Source organism: Cytobacillus sp. (assembly GCF_964223445.1).
Taxonomy (GTDB): Bacteria; Bacillota; Bacilli; order Bacillales; family Cytobacillaceae; genus Cytobacillus.
Genome location: NZ_CAXQGS010000073.1, coordinates 1 through 17,491 on the forward strand (window position 1 = coordinate 1; position 17,491 = coordinate 17,491).

18 protein-coding genes are annotated in these 17,491 nt (G+C 45.2%); 5 read left to right on the plus strand and 13 right to left on the minus strand.

The window, feature by feature from the left end:
- Positions 1-578, plus strand: a 578-nt coding sequence (locus ACEQ1T_RS13495) for an aminoglycoside 6-adenylyltransferase (RefSeq protein WP_370223342.1), incomplete at its 5' end; no start/stop codon positions are given.
- Positions 579-603: 25 nt separating this feature from the next.
- Here ACEQ1T_RS13495 and ACEQ1T_RS13500 read toward each other — a convergent pair.
- Together ACEQ1T_RS13500 and ACEQ1T_RS13505 are read right to left on the minus strand one after the other, a co-directional pair.
- Complete coding sequence (locus tag ACEQ1T_RS13500) at positions 604-1,911, minus strand: uracil/xanthine transporter (RefSeq protein WP_370223344.1); 1,308 nt, start codon at positions 1,909-1,911, stop codon at positions 604-606.
- A 941-nt stretch (positions 1,912-2,852) separates the two neighbouring features.
- The gene (locus tag ACEQ1T_RS13505; protein WP_206841321.1) at positions 2,853-4,079 is read right to left on the minus strand and encodes a DUF819 domain-containing protein; all 1,227 of its coding nucleotides are present in this window, start codon (positions 4,077-4,079) and stop codon (positions 2,853-2,855) included.
- Between the two features lie 206 nt (positions 4,080-4,285).
- Here ACEQ1T_RS13505 and ACEQ1T_RS13510 point away from each other — a divergent pair, with 206 nt between their 5' ends.
- A complete protein-coding gene (locus tag ACEQ1T_RS13510; RefSeq protein WP_206841318.1) occupies positions 4,286-4,975 on the plus strand; it encodes an ABC transporter ATP-binding protein in 690 nt (229 codons plus the stop codon).
- A complete protein-coding gene (locus ACEQ1T_RS13515; RefSeq protein WP_370223346.1) occupies positions 4,972-6,309 on the plus strand; it encodes an ABC transporter permease in 1,338 nt (445 codons plus the stop codon). Before ACEQ1T_RS13510 ends, ACEQ1T_RS13515 begins: the two co-directional genes overlap by 4 nt.
- Before the next feature lie 44 nt (positions 6,310-6,353).
- Here the strand turns inward: ACEQ1T_RS13515 and ACEQ1T_RS13520 are convergent, their stop codons facing one another.
- From ACEQ1T_RS13520 to ACEQ1T_RS13540, 5 genes are all read right to left on the minus strand, one after another.
- Positions 6,354-6,746, minus strand: coding sequence for a DUF1761 domain-containing protein (locus tag ACEQ1T_RS13520; protein WP_370223347.1), 393 nt, complete (start codon positions 6,744-6,746; stop codon positions 6,354-6,356).
- Between the two features lie 23 nt (positions 6,747-6,769).
- Positions 6,770-7,717, minus strand: a complete 948-nt coding sequence (locus ACEQ1T_RS13525; RefSeq protein WP_370223348.1) for a GyrI-like domain-containing protein — start codon at positions 7,715-7,717, stop codon at positions 6,770-6,772.
- 117 nt (positions 7,718-7,834) lie between these two features.
- Positions 7,835-8,290: an SRPBCC family protein gene (locus ACEQ1T_RS13530; protein ID WP_206841293.1), complete on the minus strand. Its 456-nt coding sequence runs from the start codon at positions 8,288-8,290 to the stop codon at positions 7,835-7,837.
- Entirely contained in the window at positions 8,287-8,631 is a 345-nt protein-coding gene (locus ACEQ1T_RS13535; protein ID WP_370223349.1) for a MerR family transcriptional regulator, read from the minus strand. Before ACEQ1T_RS13535 ends, ACEQ1T_RS13530 begins: the two co-directional genes overlap by 4 nt.
- A gap of 268 nt (positions 8,632-8,899) precedes the next feature.
- The gene (locus ACEQ1T_RS13540; protein ID WP_206841285.1) at positions 8,900-9,631 is read right to left on the minus strand and encodes a DUF1836 domain-containing protein; all 732 of its coding nucleotides are present in this window, start codon (positions 9,629-9,631) and stop codon (positions 8,900-8,902) included.
- A gap of 176 nt (positions 9,632-9,807) precedes the next feature.
- Between ACEQ1T_RS13540 and htpX the strand changes: the two genes are divergently transcribed.
- Together htpX and ACEQ1T_RS13550 are read left to right on the plus strand one after the other, a co-directional pair.
- The gene (gene htpX / locus ACEQ1T_RS13545) at positions 9,808-10,689 is read left to right on the plus strand and encodes a protease HtpX (protein WP_206841282.1); all 882 of its coding nucleotides are present in this window, start codon (positions 9,808-9,810) and stop codon (positions 10,687-10,689) included.
- A gap of 255 nt (positions 10,690-10,944) precedes the next feature.
- The gene (locus ACEQ1T_RS13550; RefSeq protein WP_206841279.1) at positions 10,945-11,178 is read left to right on the plus strand and encodes a DUF378 domain-containing protein; all 234 of its coding nucleotides are present in this window, start codon (positions 10,945-10,947) and stop codon (positions 11,176-11,178) included.
- A gap of 36 nt (positions 11,179-11,214) precedes the next feature.
- Here ACEQ1T_RS13550 and ACEQ1T_RS13555 read toward each other — a convergent pair whose 3' ends face one another.
- From ACEQ1T_RS13555 to kynU, 6 genes are all read right to left on the minus strand, one after another.
- Positions 11,215-11,802, minus strand: coding sequence for an SAM-dependent methyltransferase (locus ACEQ1T_RS13555; protein WP_206841275.1), 588 nt, complete (start codon positions 11,800-11,802; stop codon positions 11,215-11,217).
- A 73-nt stretch (positions 11,803-11,875) separates the two neighbouring features.
- Positions 11,876-12,712, minus strand: a complete 837-nt coding sequence (locus ACEQ1T_RS13560) for an STAS domain-containing protein (RefSeq protein WP_206841261.1) — start codon at positions 12,710-12,712, stop codon at positions 11,876-11,878.
- A 190-nt stretch (positions 12,713-12,902) separates the two neighbouring features.
- Positions 12,903-14,246: a sodium-dependent transporter gene (locus ACEQ1T_RS13565; RefSeq protein ID WP_206841258.1), complete on the minus strand. Its 1,344-nt coding sequence runs from the start codon at positions 14,244-14,246 to the stop codon at positions 12,903-12,905.
- 79 nt (positions 14,247-14,325) lie between these two features.
- Positions 14,326-15,180 (minus strand): tryptophan 2,3-dioxygenase, encoded by an 855-nt coding sequence (gene kynA, locus ACEQ1T_RS13570; protein ID WP_370223351.1) that lies wholly within the window; start codon positions 15,178-15,180, stop codon positions 14,326-14,328.
- A 384-nt stretch (positions 15,181-15,564) separates the two neighbouring features.
- Positions 15,565-16,194, minus strand: coding sequence for an arylformamidase (kynB, locus tag ACEQ1T_RS13575; RefSeq protein WP_206841255.1), 630 nt, complete (start codon positions 16,192-16,194; stop codon positions 15,565-15,567).
- Positions 16,191-17,459 carry a kynureninase gene (gene kynU / locus ACEQ1T_RS13580; protein ID WP_206841239.1) on the minus strand — a complete coding sequence of 423 codons (1,269 nt, stop codon included), beginning with the start codon at positions 17,457-17,459 and terminating at the stop codon, positions 16,191-16,193. Before kynU ends, kynB begins: the two co-directional genes overlap by 4 nt.
- Positions 17,460-17,491: the final 32 nt, after the last annotated feature.

Sequence of the window (17,491 nt, forward strand, 5' to 3'; positions counted from 1 at the left end):
GTATTGATCTGACGTTGATTCCAGCTGAAAAGATAGAGGAGCTGCTGGAGCCCGATAGTCTGAGTGTGCTGCTTCTTGATAAGGATGGGCTGATTAGATACATGCCGCCAGCCAGTGACCGGGATTATCTCATTAAGAAGCCGGATGCTCAGGAGTTTGCGGATCTCTGCAATGAATTTTGGTGGATCACAATGAATATCAGCAAAGGGCTTTGGCGCAGGGAGCTGACTTACGCGATGTTTATGCATGAGCAGATCAACCGCAATGTGCTGATTACAATGCTCGAATGGAAGGCCGGCATCGCAGCCGATTTTACAAAGAGCGCTGGCAAAGCCGGCAAGTATCTGCCCAATTTTCTTCCTGCCGAGGTATGGGAGGAGTTCGAATCCACCTATTCAAACGCCGATTTTAATCACATATGGGAAGCCCTTTTTACCATGTGCTCCCTTTTCAGAAAAGCGGCATTCGAGGTCGCAGAAAAGCTGGGCTTCGAGTACCCATATGAAGATGATAAGCGTGTAACTGCATTTTTAAAGCATGTCCGCAGCCTGCCTGCCGATGTATCATCCATCTATTAAAAAATCCCCTTCACAGGGGATTTTTCTAGTTATTCTTCAATTCCAGCTGTTCGAACGCAGACCAGTTCACCATTTTCTCAAGAAGAATGGAGATCAGGACGCCCATTAGAAGCCCGTTGGATAAGAATGGCTGAATCAAAACCGGCAATTCTGCGAACACCGCAGCGGGTGTATTCATCAAGCTGATGCCGATCAGGACGGGTGCGGCTAAACGGAAGATTGTGTCTGAGTTGAACACTTTTCCACTTAAGCTGTTGAAAGCAGTCCCGAACAGCTGCAGGTACGCGACAAACAGCACGGCGTTCCCGACTGTTACCGGCATGCCGGCCAGCCATGAACCCAGGTGCGGAATCAGGCCAATGACAGTCAACAGCGCGCCGCCAATGAAGAATGGTGTTCTCATCAATATTCGCGTACTCTGAAGGAATCCGATCGATGAGGTAAATGGCGTATATGGCACCAGGCCAAACCCGCTTCCAATCACCGTAAATACTGCGGTGATAAAAATCGATCCGCGGTACTCGCGCTTCCCGGAATCTTTTTTAAATAGACGGTCACTGGAGCTGATCGAAGCGACTGTATTGCTCAGATTCATCAGACTGGCAAAAAAGGTGACTGCCACAATACCGATTTCAAGGTTAGGCTGTCCCAGCGGAAAAAGTGTAAAGCTCACATCTCCGGACGCTCCCCCCTGCACCGCTTCACCTGTAAATAGGAGATCATAGCCGATCCAGCCTGCCAGCAACCCAATTAAAATAGAAAAATTGCTGATGACGGCGTTCCCTTTTAATTTTAATAGACTCACAAAAATAACAAGTGCAAAGGAATAAAGGGAGATGGGAACATCAATGGTGCCATGTTCACTGACCTTCATCATGCCTTTGAAAAAGATGAAAATCAGCTGGAAGGTTAATAGGAACAGGTAAACGGACATCACCATCGGGCTGAATATCGATTTTAGCAGAGAGATGCCGTTGAAGGCTGCGAGAATGAGCGTGACAGCAGATGCCAGGAGTACACCTGTCGCAATTCCTCCCCCGATTTCCGTATAGCTCATGCCAAGGGACGACGCCGACAGGCCAAGGTTTAAGATGACTCCCCACAGCAAGCCGGAATGGCCTTCCATGAGCGGATAGCGATGTCCTTTCCAGCCTTGAAAAATGGTCGCCAATCCCGTAAAGATAAGCGAGGCTCTCAGCATCATCGCAATCGTTTCTCCCGGCAGCCCAAACACTGTTCCAACCGAGATCGGGACCATCACTGTATTTGCAAAAATAAAAAATAGCCATTGAACTGAAGAAAATATTGTTACGGTACCAAACCGTTTATCCAAGGTATCAACACCGCTTTCTATTATTTCGTTACTCTAAAAAATAAACCAGCTATTATTATAGTACAAATCGTAAAAAATTTCTTTGGATTTTTCTTGAAGTAAGGTGGAATTTGGAGGAGAGGGAGCTGGAGCCCTGGCCGATCAAATGACCGATATATCTAAAAAGGGATAGATAAATAAGCCGCGGGCTGGAATTCTTTTTTACAAAAAGATAGTTATAAGTACGGACAAACTAATCCCTATTTAAATATAATATCGTGTAAAAATTGTATGGGAATGGATGTGGAAATTATGTCTCCAAGGAAAAATACTGCTAATCCAAATCTCCTGACTCCCAGCGAACTTCATTCTATTAATTCCTGGATATCAAGCATGAAAAAATGGGAAAATAAGGGGAATTATTCAAAGGTCACTATGGCAAAAAGGACTTTGCGGTTACGGTATAGATTTCTGGGAAAAGGATATACCAGAATTGTCTATGATATGGGGAAAAATTATGTGTTAAAGGTTGCCCTTTCAGATCTTGGCCTTAAGTGTAATAAAACTGAATGTGAAATTTTCACTCATAGTCCTCCTGACATAAAAAAACATCTTTGCCCAGTCATACAATACGGAAATGGCTGGATTATAATGAAAAAAATCCCTAATAAAGTACCTGATAATAACCGATTTAATAATCAAATCCTGCAGCTGCAAAATAAATTTATAAGCCACGGGATAATACCGAATGACTTTAAGAAGGCAAATTTGGCATTCTCCAAAGAACAGATCCTCACAGTTATTGATTACGGAAATTTTATTCAGAATTAATCATTTATCTTTTTAGTAATATATTTCACATCCCTCTTCTCAAATCATGATTCAACATCCCTGCTTCCCAAATCCCAATGTTTAATTCAGCATAAAAACCCGCAATAAGTTTTGCGGGCCCTCCTCCATTTTTACATAAACCCCGAAAACCACAGTCCGAGAGCGGTTCCGACGTAGTTGCCGATAATATAGCCCAGCGTTCCGACAACAAGTATCGGTCCGATCAAATCCTTCCAGCCTTTGGCGATGGCCATGGCTGCAGCGGTGGTCGGGCCGCCGACATTGGCATTGCTGGCCAAAAGAATTTCCTCGAGGTCATATTTTAGTAGTTTGCCTGCTGTTAAAGATACAGTCAGGTTCACTGCGACTATAATGAACACAAACACCAGCAGAAGCGGGGCATTTTCGATAATCAGCGGGATCGATGCCGGGATGCCGATCACGACAAAGAACAGGTAAATCAGGAATGTGCCGATTTCCTGGCTTCCGTTAATAGACTCGAAGTATCTCGGAAACATAGCCAAACCCAGGAACGTCAGAGTAGTCAGCATCAAATACTTGTCTCCAAACAGCCCATTTACGAGATTGATAAAGAAAGAAACGTCATCCCCGGAAGGAATGGCTGCGTCCAGGAATTCAGCGATTTTAAACGAAACAATCACAAGCAAAAAGGCTGTTCCGACGGATAACGCGATATCCTTTAAAGAGATGTCCTTTCGCTTCCAAAAGCTCTCGGCAAGTGTCTTCCCCTCTTCTCCTATACTTCCGTTTTCCACCTGGTCAACATGCGGCGTTTTAAAACGGCGCCGGAAAAAGCCAATGGCCGGTACCATCATAAGAACTACGAAGTAAATGGCCATCATTAAATTATCGGCGACAACTGCGGCGGAAACCATTTCTCCAGGCGTCTCGAATTTTGCCGCCATGGCCGCGAAATTTACCCCGCCGCCAATATAGGATGCGCTGAGCATCGCGCCTAGTTTATCAAGGACAGGTATATGATCTTTCAGTAAAAAGAAACTGATGATCACCCCTGCCACTGTTCCAATGGAGCTGATCAGAAAGATAATCAGCAGCCGGCCGCTTTCCTGCCAGATTTTTTTAATCTTCACATGAAAAAGAAGCAATGGGATCGCAAGCGGAATGATAAAAGTCCAGACTGCATCATATACTGGCGATGCAGTTGGAATAATGCCGGTATTGGATAGAATAATGGCGCCAATCAGGGCAACAATCGCCCCTGAAATTTTTGCTGCCCAGCTGTAACGCTGCTCCAGATAGATGCTTGCCGAGGCCCACACCACAATACTTCCCCATAATGTTACATAATCATCAGCTTTAATAAGTGTCTGCTCCAATAGCATTTCCTCCTTTTTTACAGTGTCACTACTACTCATAGTAGCTCTATCTCTTATAAAATTCAAAATATTCAAACCCACAAAAAATGATTCGACAAAATTCGGGTGGTGCCTGTCACCAAAAATTATTTTATTATTTTTTGAAGCCGAAAGTGCCCTTTCGTACGTCTAGATGGCAGACACTTTTTTAGAAGGAAGGTTATTGCGTGATAGAAGTTAGAGAATTAAGCCATGCGTTTGAGATTGGCAAAAAAGAAAAGAAGACGGTTATTCCGGTATTGGAGGGTGTTTCTTTTTCAGTGGAGAAAGGCGAGATTGTCACAATTGTGGGCAGGAGCGGATCCGGGAAGTCGACCCTTTTGAATATCATCAGCGGTTTCATTAAGCCGAAGCATGGTGAGGTCTGGATTCATGGCGAGAAGGTCAGTGATTATAACGAAGGAAAATTCGCTGATTTCCGCCTGGCGAATCTCGGATTCATTTTCCAGAGCTTTCAGCTGATTCCGAGCATGACGGCTTACCAGAATGTCGAGCTCCCTCTCATTCTCAAGGGGATGCCCGAAAAGGAAAGACAGCAGAAGACGGAAGAGACGTTAAAGCGTGTAGGACTCATTGAATATAAGGATCATTATCCAAGTGAGCTTTCCGGCGGACAGCAGCAGCGTGTCAGCATCGCCCGGGCGCTTGTCGTGAATCCTCCCCTCATTCTTGCTGATGAACCGACTGGCAGCCTGGACAGCGAAACAGAAAACGAGCTGCTCCAGTTCATTCAAGAGCTGAACCGTGATCTGGGCATTACGTTCCTGATTATTACGCACGACGAAAAAGTGGCAGCCATCGGCCATAAGACAATTGAAATCACAGATGGAAGGGTTATGGAGGGTGTATTGGCATGAATTTAAAAGATCAATTCCGATTTGTAAGGCAAAATATGAAAAAGAATAAAACAAGGCTGTTTATGACGATATTAGCCACAGCGATTGGATGTACCTTTCTGATTGTACTGGCATCAGTCGGATTCGGCCTCCATAAATCGATCATCCAGGATGTAATGGAAGACAGCCTTGTGACGGAAGTTCAGGTTCACGGCAAGGAAGCGGGCGAAGGAAATTTTCAGGGCATCAAAGATGAAGATATCCAGCATTTTCAAGAAATCACCGGGGTAAAAGCAGTCACCCGCAGGCAATCTCTGCAGCAAAGCCCGATCTTTAAAACAGAGGATTATACCGCTCAATCAGAAGCCGTTTCGGCCTATTTCCCTGAAGAAGTGAAAGCAGGATTCGAGCTTTCTGAAGGAAGACTCCCGGAAAAAGGAAATGAAGTAGTGGTTGGCTCCTCCTTTGCGGATGGTCTGTCTCTAGAGCCGAAAGAAGGAGAGAATGCCTTTAATGAGGATGGAACGATAAAGGAAGAATACGCCTACAAGGGTGAGTTAGTCGGAAAGACGATTGAAATGGAAATTATCAAAATGGAGGATGGCAAGGAAATCAAAAAGTCCATTCCCCTGACCATAACCGGGGTCACAAAAAAGCCTTCTAAAGAATGGATGCAGATCCGCACGGTCTTCATTTCTGAAGACACCTTTAAAGAAGTCGAAGCTTTCACCGGCACACCTGGCGGCAGTCCCGAGCAAGTGGAAGGAGCTTCCGAGGATACCGGCCGAATATACGATAGAGTCAGCCTTTACGCTAAAGATGTCGAGGCTGTCACAGGTATCAATGACAAATTGAAAGACGGCAATTATATGGTTTATTCCATCGTAAACGAGATGAAGCAGATTAATATGGTTTTTACGATTCTAAAAATCGGCCTTCTCTTCATCGGAACCATCGCTTTAATCATTGCTTCCATCGGCATTTATAATACAATGACGATGGCCGTTACGGAGCGCGCCCCCGATATCGGCATCATGAAAGCGATCGGCGCCCATCCGAAGACGATTAAGCGGATCTTTGTCCTTGAAAGCAGCTATATCGGACTGCTTGGTGCCCTGATTGGCACGATTGTTGCTTATGGAATCAGCTATGCGGTCAACCTGGCACTTCCGCTCGTGCTGGAAAGAGTATTTGAGGAAGCTCCGCCTGAGGGCCTTATGCTTTCTTACATTCCATGGTCCCTTACTCTGATCAGTGTGGCGATTTGCCTGACTGTCACCATCTTCTCCGGCTGGCGTCCGGCCAAGCGCGCGACACAGGTGGATGTGCTTAAAGCGATGAGGCGGGAAGTATAAAGCACTTTAACTGAAAGAAACATCGCCGGCTGAAACCGGCGATGTTAATTTAATACCCCATGTAAGGCACCCAGCAGGGTGAAAATAATAAGATGATCTCCAATGGCAATCAGAAATGCCTTTTGGCTCATCAAACCGAAAAGCCTATTTTTCAGATAAACCATGGAAATTAAGAGGCCGATCATAAAGCCCAGTGCCAGACCTTCTATCCAGCTTCCGATTTCAATCGATTGTACAAGGATACCGATGAAAAAAGAACTGATAAACGCAATAATGACAGAAATCAAATATTTAAAAGGGCCTTCACTTTGGTGGTCCTTAATTTCATTGCTTCGTGATTTCTTCCCCAATAATGAAGAATAGTAGATTCCCCCATACATCATATATAAAACCCCGCCAATCAAGACAGCTAAAATATTCACTGAATTCCAATCCACCACTACTTCTCCACACACCTTTTCTATTTTGGTTCGATGGCCAGCGCAATAGCTTTAACTCGGCAATTAAGAGAAAGTGAGCCTGATTCTTCATCCAGCTGTACGAATTCAACCGGATTTCCGAGATATCTGTATCCGCTTCTTGGAAGCCAATAGCTGTAGAGCTCCGAGTAGCATTCAATGAACGTGCTTCTTTCACTGTAAGGAAGAGGCTCTTCAAATTCATAAACAACATGCTTTCCGCCTGCAAATTGATAAACAAGCTCGTCATCCTGATCTATGACCGCACTTTCATCAACCCCGATGCAGCAGTCATACCGGCTTTTTTCAGGAGGCGTAATATACGGATTATTCCTCGGGACACCCGCTATCATCGTATTCAGATTCAGGAGCCCTCTCGATTTGGACCAATGATAGATTTCTTCCCACACATCCGGAATCCCCTGTGTATACGGGCCGATGCTTTGCCTCTTTACGATTGTGCAAGCCGGCAGCTCAATGGTCTTCACTTTTGCCAGGTCCAGCCATCTAAAATCATTATAGGTGTTTGAATGAGATCCTTCTTTCTGAATCTTGCTATAAAGTTTAGATTTCTTGCTATCATAATACTCCCTTGGAAAAAGCTCTAAATAAGCACCCTCCCTCCATTGCTTTGGACTCGTTTTAAAATTTTCCCGGAATGAGTATGTAAAATAGGATAAAGATGAAAAACCGCACATCATCGCAACTTGTGTGATTGGAATATGGCGTTCGTAAATTAAATAGTGGGCCGCATCCTCTAGGCGCAGCCTTTTGATATACTCAGCAGGCGTTTCACCTGCAATTCCTTTAAATGTCCGCTGAAAATGATAAACGGAATATGTCGATACTGCCGCAAGCTTTTCAAGCGGAAGCGGCTCACTTAAATGGCCATCAATATATTCGAGCACTTTATTGATTTGTTTTTGCTGTTCTTTTCCGTAAGAATTCACCTTGTAGCCCCTTATTTTCATAATACTATCGATTATATCTTACATTAGCTTTATCGCCATACAGCAGGAAAAATTAAATGAAAACGCAGTCTCCTTTAGAGACTGCGTCAGCATAGGCTATTCCATCTTCATTGCTTCCTCGCGAACCTTCTGCAGGAATTCCTCTACCACTTTCAGGTTGTTTTTATCGCCGCCAAGCTTCAGCATGGCCCTTCCAACGAAGTTTACCCCTTTATTTTCCCCTTCATAAATAAACCTGGTGCGGGAGTCATCTATTTTGACCAGCGTAAATGCAAGTGTAATTTCAAAGGCTTTTCCCAATACAAAATGGATCTGCTTATGCTTTTTATCCTCTGAGTTCTCATAAGCCAGTGTTTCGACAATATAAGTCTCCAGGCGCTTGCCTTCTCTGTAGGTTTGCCTGTGCTTTGCCCCTGCTTCATCTTCCCTTTTTTCGATCAGGGTGTGCTCTTCGACCTTGGGCATGATTTTCTTTATGTGCTGGTCGGAAAACAAGATCCAGACCTTTTCAATATTTCTTTCAATCATGATTTCTTCTTTCCATTGAATCACAATTCTTCCTCCTTCCCCGAATCCAAAAAGGCATCGATTTCATCTATTTGACCTTGAAGCTCCTCCATCTGCTTCTCGATCAGCTTTCTTTTTTGCAGCAGCAATGCTTCAAGATTGGCGAATGATTCATCCTCCATCACTGAAATCATTTCCTGAATGGTGAAGCCTAATCTTCTTAGTTTTATTAACAGGATAGCCAAAAAGTAGCTGCCGTCATCGTAATACCGGTAATTGTTTTTTGAGTCTATGAGAGCGGGCTCCAGCAGCTTCACTTCTGCGTAATATCGCAATGTTTCCTTCGTTAACCCGGTCATTTCCGCAAACTCGCTAATCTTGTACATCGCTTCCTCCCATTTATCTTAAACTGTGGGGTGCACCACACGGTCAATGCTTTATTTTCAGTGTACAAGAAAAAAGCCTTAACGGCATCGTCCGTTAAGGCCTCCGGGTTTATGGGCTCAGCATAAATCTCAATGCACGGCTTAAAACGGAAGCGGTCTTTTTCGATCGTTAAATCTCCCGTACCATTCACAACGGCACGCAATATATGCTGATTGGTAAATATGGGCATAAAAAAACATCGCCTCTTATTGGCGATGCTTTACGGACTTACCCATTTAAAAATAAGGTAGCCGTTACATATTTCTTTGTCAGCGACTTGTAGTAGGCCGATAAAACCGTCAATGATGCCGTAACAAGAATATTGGAGACGATGTCTTTCTGCTGATCAGTAAAATCCTGAAAACTCTCCAATGTTTTCAATGCTTCTTTTTTGATGCATTGCTCTGTCTGATCGTGCATGCTTTTTCCGGCACTATTGTGCTGATGGGCTTTTTCAAAAATAGCCGCGTAAGCAGAATAAAAAGGGATCGGCTCTATCAGATCGTCTGTGCGGTCATCCAGATCATTAAAAAGTAGAGCAAGAATTTTTCGGATCGAATCGAAATCAAGCGTTGCTTTCAGATCCTCCACGATAAAAAGCATGGCAGCCTGGTCGGCCGAATATTTCTTGCCGAGCTGCGGACTGCCAATCAGGTCCTTCACATCCCGCTTCACCCAGTTTTGCACGGCAGTCGAAGATAGATGGGTAAATTCAATCTGGTTTCCCAGTGCGACGATTTCATTGAGGGAAAAGCCGATTTTCTGCAGATCTGCACGCAGCAATTTTTCGAATATAGCCGGCATTTTGGTATCCAGAAAAGCTTCGGTTGACATTCCATTTTTTTCATGAGCACCCGCCCATGCCTGCTGGAGGATTTGTTTGGGCGAATGCCCTCCTTCCCCCTTCAGCGACAGAAGGAAATCAGCCATGCTTTTCCTCGATAGCTGGAATAATTCCAATATAATCAGCCCCTGCGTTCTCTTTTCGATGCTTTCATCCTAATGCTTTCAATGATCACAGTCAACGTCTATTTCGTTACCGCCTAGTTTTTACTTGTCATTTCACTTGAAAAATTATATTATATAGTCAGAAGACAAGTTCATATGAACTCAAAAATAGATTAAAGGGTGAGGAAATGGGTAAACGTATTTTTTACTTTTTATTGACGAACGTGCTTGTTCTATTGACGATCAGTATTATTTTCTCGCTGATTGGCGGAGGAAATTACATCAATGCCCAGGGCGGCATTGATTTCGGCGCATTGCTTGTGGTCAGTGCCGTGATAGGTTTCACGGGCTCCTTCATTTCCCTGTGGATGTCCCGCTGGATGGCCAAGAGAATGATGAATGTCCAGGTGCTGGATCCGAATGGTGCCCTTTCAGCAACTGAACGCGACATCGTGGAAAAAGTTCACCGCCTTTCAAGATCAGCAGGCTTAACACATATGCCTGAAGTGGGAATTTATCATTCCCCTGAAGTAAATGCTTTTGCAACAGGCCCTTCGAAAAAACGCTCTCTTGTAGCGGTTTCAACTGGATTGCTCCAGGAAATGGACGACGATGCCATTGAAGGCGTCATCGCCCATGAGGTTGCACACATTGCGAACGGAGACATGGTCACCATGACCCTTCTCCAGGGGGTTGTCAACACATTCGTTGTCTTCCTTGCTCGAATCGCAGCCTGGGTGGCATCCCGTTTTGTCAGAGAAGAAATGGCACCGATTGTACATTTTATTGCCGTAATCGTGTTCCAAATCGCCTTTTCAATCCTTGGAAGCCTTGTGGTCTTCGCCTACTCCCGCCACCGCGAGTTCCATGCGGACCTTGGAGGAGCTGACCTTGCCGGCAAAGACAAAATGACACATGCCCTGCAGATGCTGAAGGCCTACTCCAGCCGCGTTAAGGGTGAAGAACAGACAGCGATCTCTACTTTGAAAATTAATAACAGAAGCAAAGCTTCCCTGTTCTCGACACATCCGGATTTGGATGAGCGCATTAGACGATTGAGTGCGAAGTAAGCAGAAAAACGCCAGCGCCTTGTCCGCCACTGACAGCTTGAGAGGGCAGGATGCTTGCGCTAGACATGTGAAAGGGTGCCCTGAATGGGGCACCCTTTTCATTTTCCTTCATCTCCAATTCTCTGAATATTGTTTGCCCCTCCATTATCCGGGTAATCTCCTAGTAGACAGCAGGAAAAGCATCGGGGCTAAGGCTGGGACGGTTGTCCCGATGCGGCACCCTGGAAAATTAATTAACGCGAGGAGGACATGAACATGAGCGGTTTCCAGCGCATTGCACTTGTACTGACGATCATCGGAGCCATCAATTGGGGGCTGATTGGATTTTTCCAATTTGATTTAGTTGCCAGCTTATTCGGGGGACAGGATGCAGTTTTATCAAGAATAGTCTATGGTTTAGTGGGAATTGCCGGATTGATCAATCTGGGTCTCCTCTTTAAAGCGAGCCGTGAATATGAAAGAGAACCGGAATCAAGGCCAGTTCGATAAAAGGAATTCCTCCTCCCAATATGGCTGGGAGGTTTTTTAATCAAACGTTTGATTAAACCGATAGACCAAAAAACGCTCATTTTCATTGCCCTCGAGGACCACCTCTTTTATCAATTCAAATGGGGTGCTGTTTTCCAGATAAAAAATATAATCTTCTGAAGGGTAATATAAAATGATGTCCATTGTACGCGGTTTCTCTTCGGCCGAGCGCAGGATGCTGTTGACGACTTTCATGAAAATCTGCACCGAAAACGGATTGAAAAAGTAAAAATGGCTGTCCTGCGGTGTTATTTCATACTCCTGAGCCAGGATGCACTGAAAACTGATTCTGTCTTTTTCCCCTTTGTAAGTCAGCAGATTTTCCAGTGCCTCACGGTAAAAGTCTTCACTCATCTCCACACCGGCAGCGGATGCCCGAAATGTATGGTGAATATAAAATGGCAGCCGGCCTTTGCCGCAGCCGAAATCCACCAGGCGGTCACTGCTTTTAAGCCCGTATTCGCTGAACAGTTTTTCCAGACCCTGATATGGAGTGGGCTCGTAGCGGTGGTAGTGGAATGATTTATGGAATCCTTTCTGGTCGTCGCTTGTATGGATGTTGAGTATTTCATCAAAATTTTTCATGCTGGATTCCTCCGCTAAAAAATGCCTGCCGCCATCCAAATTGGACAGCACCAGGCATTGTGATATGTAATACTTATTTCGATTCAATCACTAGATATTCTCTTAATGTCTGCTGTAATGTTCCCTTTGTTTCCGCCTGATTTTCGAATGTTACGCCGGCATGGATCATTTTTCGGACAAGTTCAGCACGCAGCCCTGTAAGGACCGCATCGCAGCCCATCATTTTGATGCCGCTCAGGATCTTTTTGAAGTGAACAATAACGTCAATTTCCATATCGGCTATTCCGGAAAGATCCATTATTAAGGTCTGGATCTTAATGGATGAGATATCCATCAGAACTTTCTCTTCAATCGTCTGAATCCGGTAAGAATCAATCATCCCAATCAGCGGCAGTACAGCGACAGAAGTGCTGACCGGAATAATCGGCACCGACAAATGCTCAACCAGTTTGCGCTGTGATTTAAGCATTTCATCTTTATAATCAGAGTAGCTGATGAAGAAGTTATTTAAAAATTGGTCAACATGATCATTGACTTCCTTTTCCATATTATAGAAGTCATCACCTACGGTCTGCTGCCCTTTGATTTTGTCAAACTGGTATAAAAAGTACCACAAAGTGCGCCGGATCGCCTGTACCCATTCCAGCTTAAATGACAGCGTCAGAGAATGCTCCGCCCAGGCAACGCCTTCCTGTCTGGCAAAAGCAATCAGCTCTTCTTCTTTATTTTCGGCTACATATAAAGCCATTTTCTCGGCATTTTTTAAAAGATCGATATTGCCTCTCTGGAGGATTTCATTGATTTTAGAGGCTACATTCACAGCCTCAGATAATAATTTTTGCTGAAAATTCTCACGATTTGCGACAATAAACCCTGCTATATCCTTGGTATCCTTGTAAGTTGCTTCCATTTTAAGCATACGCCCCTTTGTTTTATATACTATACACTTTCGTTTTTATCTCGAAAAGTCCTTCTCTTAAATATGGAAGATATCATCATGCTTCCAGACCCCAAAGTTTATATACCCTTATTAATTTGCCCATAAACCTTTAATTTGATTTTTTTATCACGAAAAAAAGCGCCGAAATTGGCGCTTCTTTTTAAAAAATTCCGGATGTGCTGATAAACACAACAACAATCGTAACAGGAACCAATACTTTCATCAGGATGTTCCACGCTGTGTACATGCCAGGGGAAATATCGCTGCCAAGCAGAAACTCCTCTTTTACAAGCTGTTTGTCCATTCTTATAGAAATAAACAGGGCAATCAGCAGGCAGCCGAGAGGAAGCAGGATGTTGCTGACCAGGTAGTCGGTTGCATCAAATATATTTTTTCCGAAAATGGTGAAGTCCCCAAGCAAGCTGAACGAAAGCGCAGCAGGAATCCCGGCGGCGAACATGACAATACCGGAGATCCAGGAGATTTTTTTCCGGGAATGCTTTCCGTTTTCGATGAATGCAGAGACGATGATTTCCAGCATGCTGAACGATGATGTCAAAGTGGCAAATAAGAAAAGCAGCAGGAAGATCGCCAGGAACATTTCCCCTAATGGGATCTGTGAAAAGACGGCCGGCAGGACCATGAACAGAAGCCCCGGGCCTTCAGCCGGTTCAAATCCGAACGCAAACACAACCGGGAAAATCGCCAATCCTGCCAAAACAGAGATAATAATGTTCATGATGACAACAGAGCCCGCTGAATTTGGGATGCTTACTTTTTTATCCAGATACGAGCTGTAAGTGACCATGCACGAGAAGCCGACTGCCAGTGCAAAGAACGACTGTCCCAATGCATAAAGGGCCGATTCCCCTGTGATTTTGCTGAAGTCCGGGTTCAGGAAGAACTTGACTCCTTCCATCGCTCCATCCAGTGTCAGTGCACGTACCACAAGCACGATAAAAAAGATGAATAATAGCGGCATCATATATTTGCTTGCAGCTTCAATCCCATTCTGAATTCCGAATGTGATGACCACAATGTTAATAAGCAGAAAAGCTGCCAGTCCCAATAGTGTCCAGCTTGGCGTGGATGTAATCATGCCAAACAGTTCCGGATAGGCTGCACCTGGCGTAATGATTTGGCCGCCAATCGACAGGACTGTATAAATCAGCACCCAGCCCCCAACAACCGAATAAAAACTCAGCAGCAGGAAGCAGCCGACAACGCCAAGCTTGCCGGTAATGGTCCACGGACTGTTTGGAGCCAATTTATAATAGGCAGACACCGCTTCCTTCTGTGCCCCGCGCCCGATAATAAACTCTGAAATGAGCATCGGTAGACCGATCAAAATCGTAAACGCGATAAACATCAGCAAAAAGGCGCCCCCGCCGCTCGTTCCGGCCACATACGGGAACTTCCAGATCGCTCCCAGGCCAATCGCGGCACCGGCCGAAGACATGATAAAGCCAAATTTAGAAGACCATTGCTCTCGTTTTGTACTCATAGTACCCCCCTGTTCTCTATTTTTATGCAAGGCCCGATTCAAGAAGGCTTTCGGGCCCCAATCCCCTTTAAATCCTAGATTACAGCTCTGTGCGGATATCCCAAAGTTCAGGGAAGAAGCGCTGATCCAATACTTTTTTCAAATAGCCGACACCTGATGAACCGCCTGTTCCCATCTTAAAGCCGATGATTCTTTCCACCGTTTTCATATGGCGGAAGCGCCACTGCTGCAGCCAATCTTCAATATCCACAAGTTTTTCCGCAAGCTCGTATAACTCCCAGTACTTTTCAGGATTTTTATACACCGTCATCCAGGCTGCGCGGACCGAATCATTTTCTTTATATGTTCTGGTTACATCTCTATTCAGAATGTCTTCATCAACTGGCAGGCCTGCTTTGTGAAGCGCGCGGATGGCTACATCGTATAAGCCCGGCTTTTCGAACGCTTCCGTTAACTTCGTATGCAGCTCAGGATCTTTTTGGTAGATTTTCAGAACATGCTCGGTTTTGTAGCCTAACGCAAATTCTACCATACGATACTGGTAGGATTGGAAGCCAGATGCCTGGCCAAGCGAATCGCGGAACTCCATATACTCGGACGGCGTCAATGTGGACAGCACATCCCATGCCTGAATAATTTGCGATTGAGTCTTCGAAACGCGCGCCAACCGCTTCTGTGCTGTAGATAAATCATTGTTTTCAATCGATTCGATGGCTGCACCCATTTCATGAAGAATCAGCTTCATCCACAGCTCGCTCACCTGGTGAATGACGATGAACAGCATCTCATCATGATGTCCGGAAAGCCTGTTTTGCGCGGATAGGATTTTGTCGAGCTGCAGGTATTCGCCGTATGTCATGTTGTTCGTGAAATCTGTATGGATGCTCTTTTCAGAGGTTGTCGCGTTTACGTCCTGGTGTTTTTCGTTGCTCATGTGAGTTCCCCCTTGGAATTGGTTCTTGTCGTTCTCGATTCGGTCTGGTTCTGAGGCCCGGTATATCAGTGACTGACCGATATATCTGGAAAGTGACCGATAAATTGAAAATCTGACCGATATTGTTATGTGATTGACCGATAAATTATTTTTTTGACCGATATGTTATTTTTTTAGCCGATATACCTGCTTCGGCTTGCGGCCGAACTACATTTGGCCGGTAAATCCCGCAGTTTGGCCGGTATTTCATTCAAATCGGCCGGTAAAAGCTATTTCTGCTGGCTGATGCGGTTCCAGCAAGGCAGAAATTTAGCATTGGCCGCCTGTTCGGGCGTTAAACCTTCCATATTGGCCGGTAAATGCGAGATTTGGTCGTTCCCGCGCTTAAATCGGCCGAATAACAGCCCGCACAGGGCTGCCATCTCCGTCTTGTATCGGGAGCGGCAGGGCAATTAGTTCGTAATTTCCTTCTTCTATCTCATCCAGCATGATATTTTCCAGAATATGGATGCCATTTCGATATAACGCATGGTGTGTTTCCATCTCTTTGCTGTCGAGGGCATCGACGGATGGCACATCCACTCCGAGCAGGCGCACGCCTTTACTGCCGAGGTAATCCGCCATATCCGCTGTCAGTTCAGGGATCCGATTCGGAAACACTTCCGAATTATTCGGAACCGCGGTCCTAAGGAGGACACGTTCTACTCCTTCAAGATCAAATCCTTTCAGAACTTCCGAATCCACCGTTTCATAGGCAGATACATCAATTACCCGCGCAGGCCCGATATACAGCTCGATGTCCAGGCCCAAAATCTTTTCGCCTTCGTCATTAAAATGGAACGGTGCATCGACATGGGTGCCGGTATGCAGACTGGTCGTAATTCTCCCGATATTGACAGAGCCGGTTTGCTCTTTTGTAAAAGCCGTTTCATAGCTGAATGGCGTATCTCCGGGCCAGTGAGCGATGCTGTTAGTCAGCGGCTGAGAAATATCGATCCATCCTTTTTTCATCATGCTACCACGCCCCGCTTATTTTCGAATTGCTTATATTTTTCCTCTTCCATAATACCTTTAAGGATCTGAACTGTTTTCCAGACATCTTCAAACGTATTGTAAAGCGCAACCGGCGCCAGGCGGATTCCATTTGGCGCGCGGAAATCCGGGATGACTCCCTCAGCCTTCAGCGCCTTGCAGATTCTTGCTGCTTCCGGGTGCTCCAGATAAATATGGCCGCCGCGCTTCTTTTCATCAAGCGGGTTGCGCAGGATAAATCCGTGGCCATCAAGTTCATGCTGAATCAGCTCAATCATATAGCCAGTCAGTTTAAGAGATTTTTCACGGATCCTTTCCATGCCAGCTTCATTAAACATGCTGAGTGATCCAATAATTGGCGCCATGCTAAAGATATTCGGAGTTCCAATCTGATATGCGCCTGCATCCTCTGCTGCTGTCAGCACATGTTCCATATCAAACTGCTTATCCTTCCGGGAGCTGAACCAGCCGGCAAGTCCCGGCACCTGGCCAAATTGGCGCTTGTTCACAAACAATCCGCCCGTTGAGCCCGGTCCTCCATTCAGATGCTTATAGTTGCACCAGAACGCGAAATCCACATCCCAATCACTGAGAGAATGCGGGACAGATCCAACTGAATGGCATAGATCAAAGCCAATCTCAATCCCGCGTTTATGCGCTTCTGCAGTCAAATACTCCATATCCAGCACCTGACCGCTGCGGTATAAAACACCCGGCAGGACAATCAGCGCGATTTCATCTGTCATCGCCGCGACAATGTCTTCTTCCCTCAAGGTGTGGCCATCAGCGCTTTTCACCTGGACAAGATGCTCATCAGGATGATAGCCCTTCAGTTTCACCTGGCTTTGCAGCGCATAAATATCGCTTGGAAAATTCAGTTCATCTGCCAATATCTTCGTTCTTTTTCCTTCCGGCTTATAAAAAGTCGAGACAAGCTGGTGCAGGTTAACGGTCGTGGAACCGCTTACAACCACTTCCTCCGGATTTGCCCCTACTATAGGAGCCAATTCATTTCCGAGTTTTTCAGATAGATAAAACCAGGGATTGTCCCCTTCTGTCCAGCCGTCAATGGCATGGTGCTTCCAGGAATCCACCAGGTCGAGGAGTGACTTTTCCGCACGCTTTGAAAGCAGTCCAAGTGAATTGCCATCCAAATAAATTCCATCTTCTTTTATATAAAACTCTTCCCGGTAGGACAGGTCATTCCCGGCATCCAGTCCGATTGCATACTCTCTTGTAAAATCCATAGATTTCCAACCTTTCAGAATATTTATTATTT

What these genes read in the sequence shown, in the direction of transcription:
- kynA (WP_370223351.1), bottom strand. Translation starts at nt 15,180, where the DNA reads ATGAGCAACGAAAAACACCAGGACGTAAACGCGACAACCTCTGAAAAG.
- kynU (WP_206841239.1), bottom strand. Translation starts at nt 17,459, where the DNA reads ATGGATTTTACAAGAGAGTATGCAATCGGACTGGATGCCGGGAATGAC.
- ACEQ1T_RS13515 (WP_370223346.1), top strand. Translation starts at nt 4,972, where the DNA reads ATGAATTTAAAAGATCAATTCCGATTTGTAAGGCAAAATATGAAAAAG.
- ACEQ1T_RS13560 (WP_206841261.1), bottom strand. Translation starts at nt 12,712, where the DNA reads ATGGAAGCAACTTACAAGGATACCAAGGATATAGCAGGGTTTATTGTC.
- ACEQ1T_RS13550 (WP_206841279.1), top strand. Translation starts at nt 10,945, where the DNA reads ATGAGCGGTTTCCAGCGCATTGCACTTGTACTGACGATCATCGGAGCC.
- htpX (WP_206841282.1), top strand. Translation starts at nt 9,808, where the DNA reads ATGGGTAAACGTATTTTTTACTTTTTATTGACGAACGTGCTTGTTCTA.
- ACEQ1T_RS13565 (WP_206841258.1), bottom strand. Translation starts at nt 14,246, where the DNA reads ATGAGTACAAAACGAGAGCAATGGTCTTCTAAATTTGGCTTTATCATG.
- kynB (WP_206841255.1), bottom strand. Translation starts at nt 16,194, where the DNA reads ATGATGAAAAAAGGATGGATCGATATTTCTCAGCCGCTGACTAACAGC.
- ACEQ1T_RS13535 (WP_370223349.1), bottom strand. Translation starts at nt 8,631, where the DNA reads ATGTACAAGATTAGCGAGTTTGCGGAAATGACCGGGTTAACGAAGGAA.
- ACEQ1T_RS13555 (WP_206841275.1), bottom strand. Translation starts at nt 11,802, where the DNA reads ATGAAAAATTTTGATGAAATACTCAACATCCATACAAGCGACGACCAG.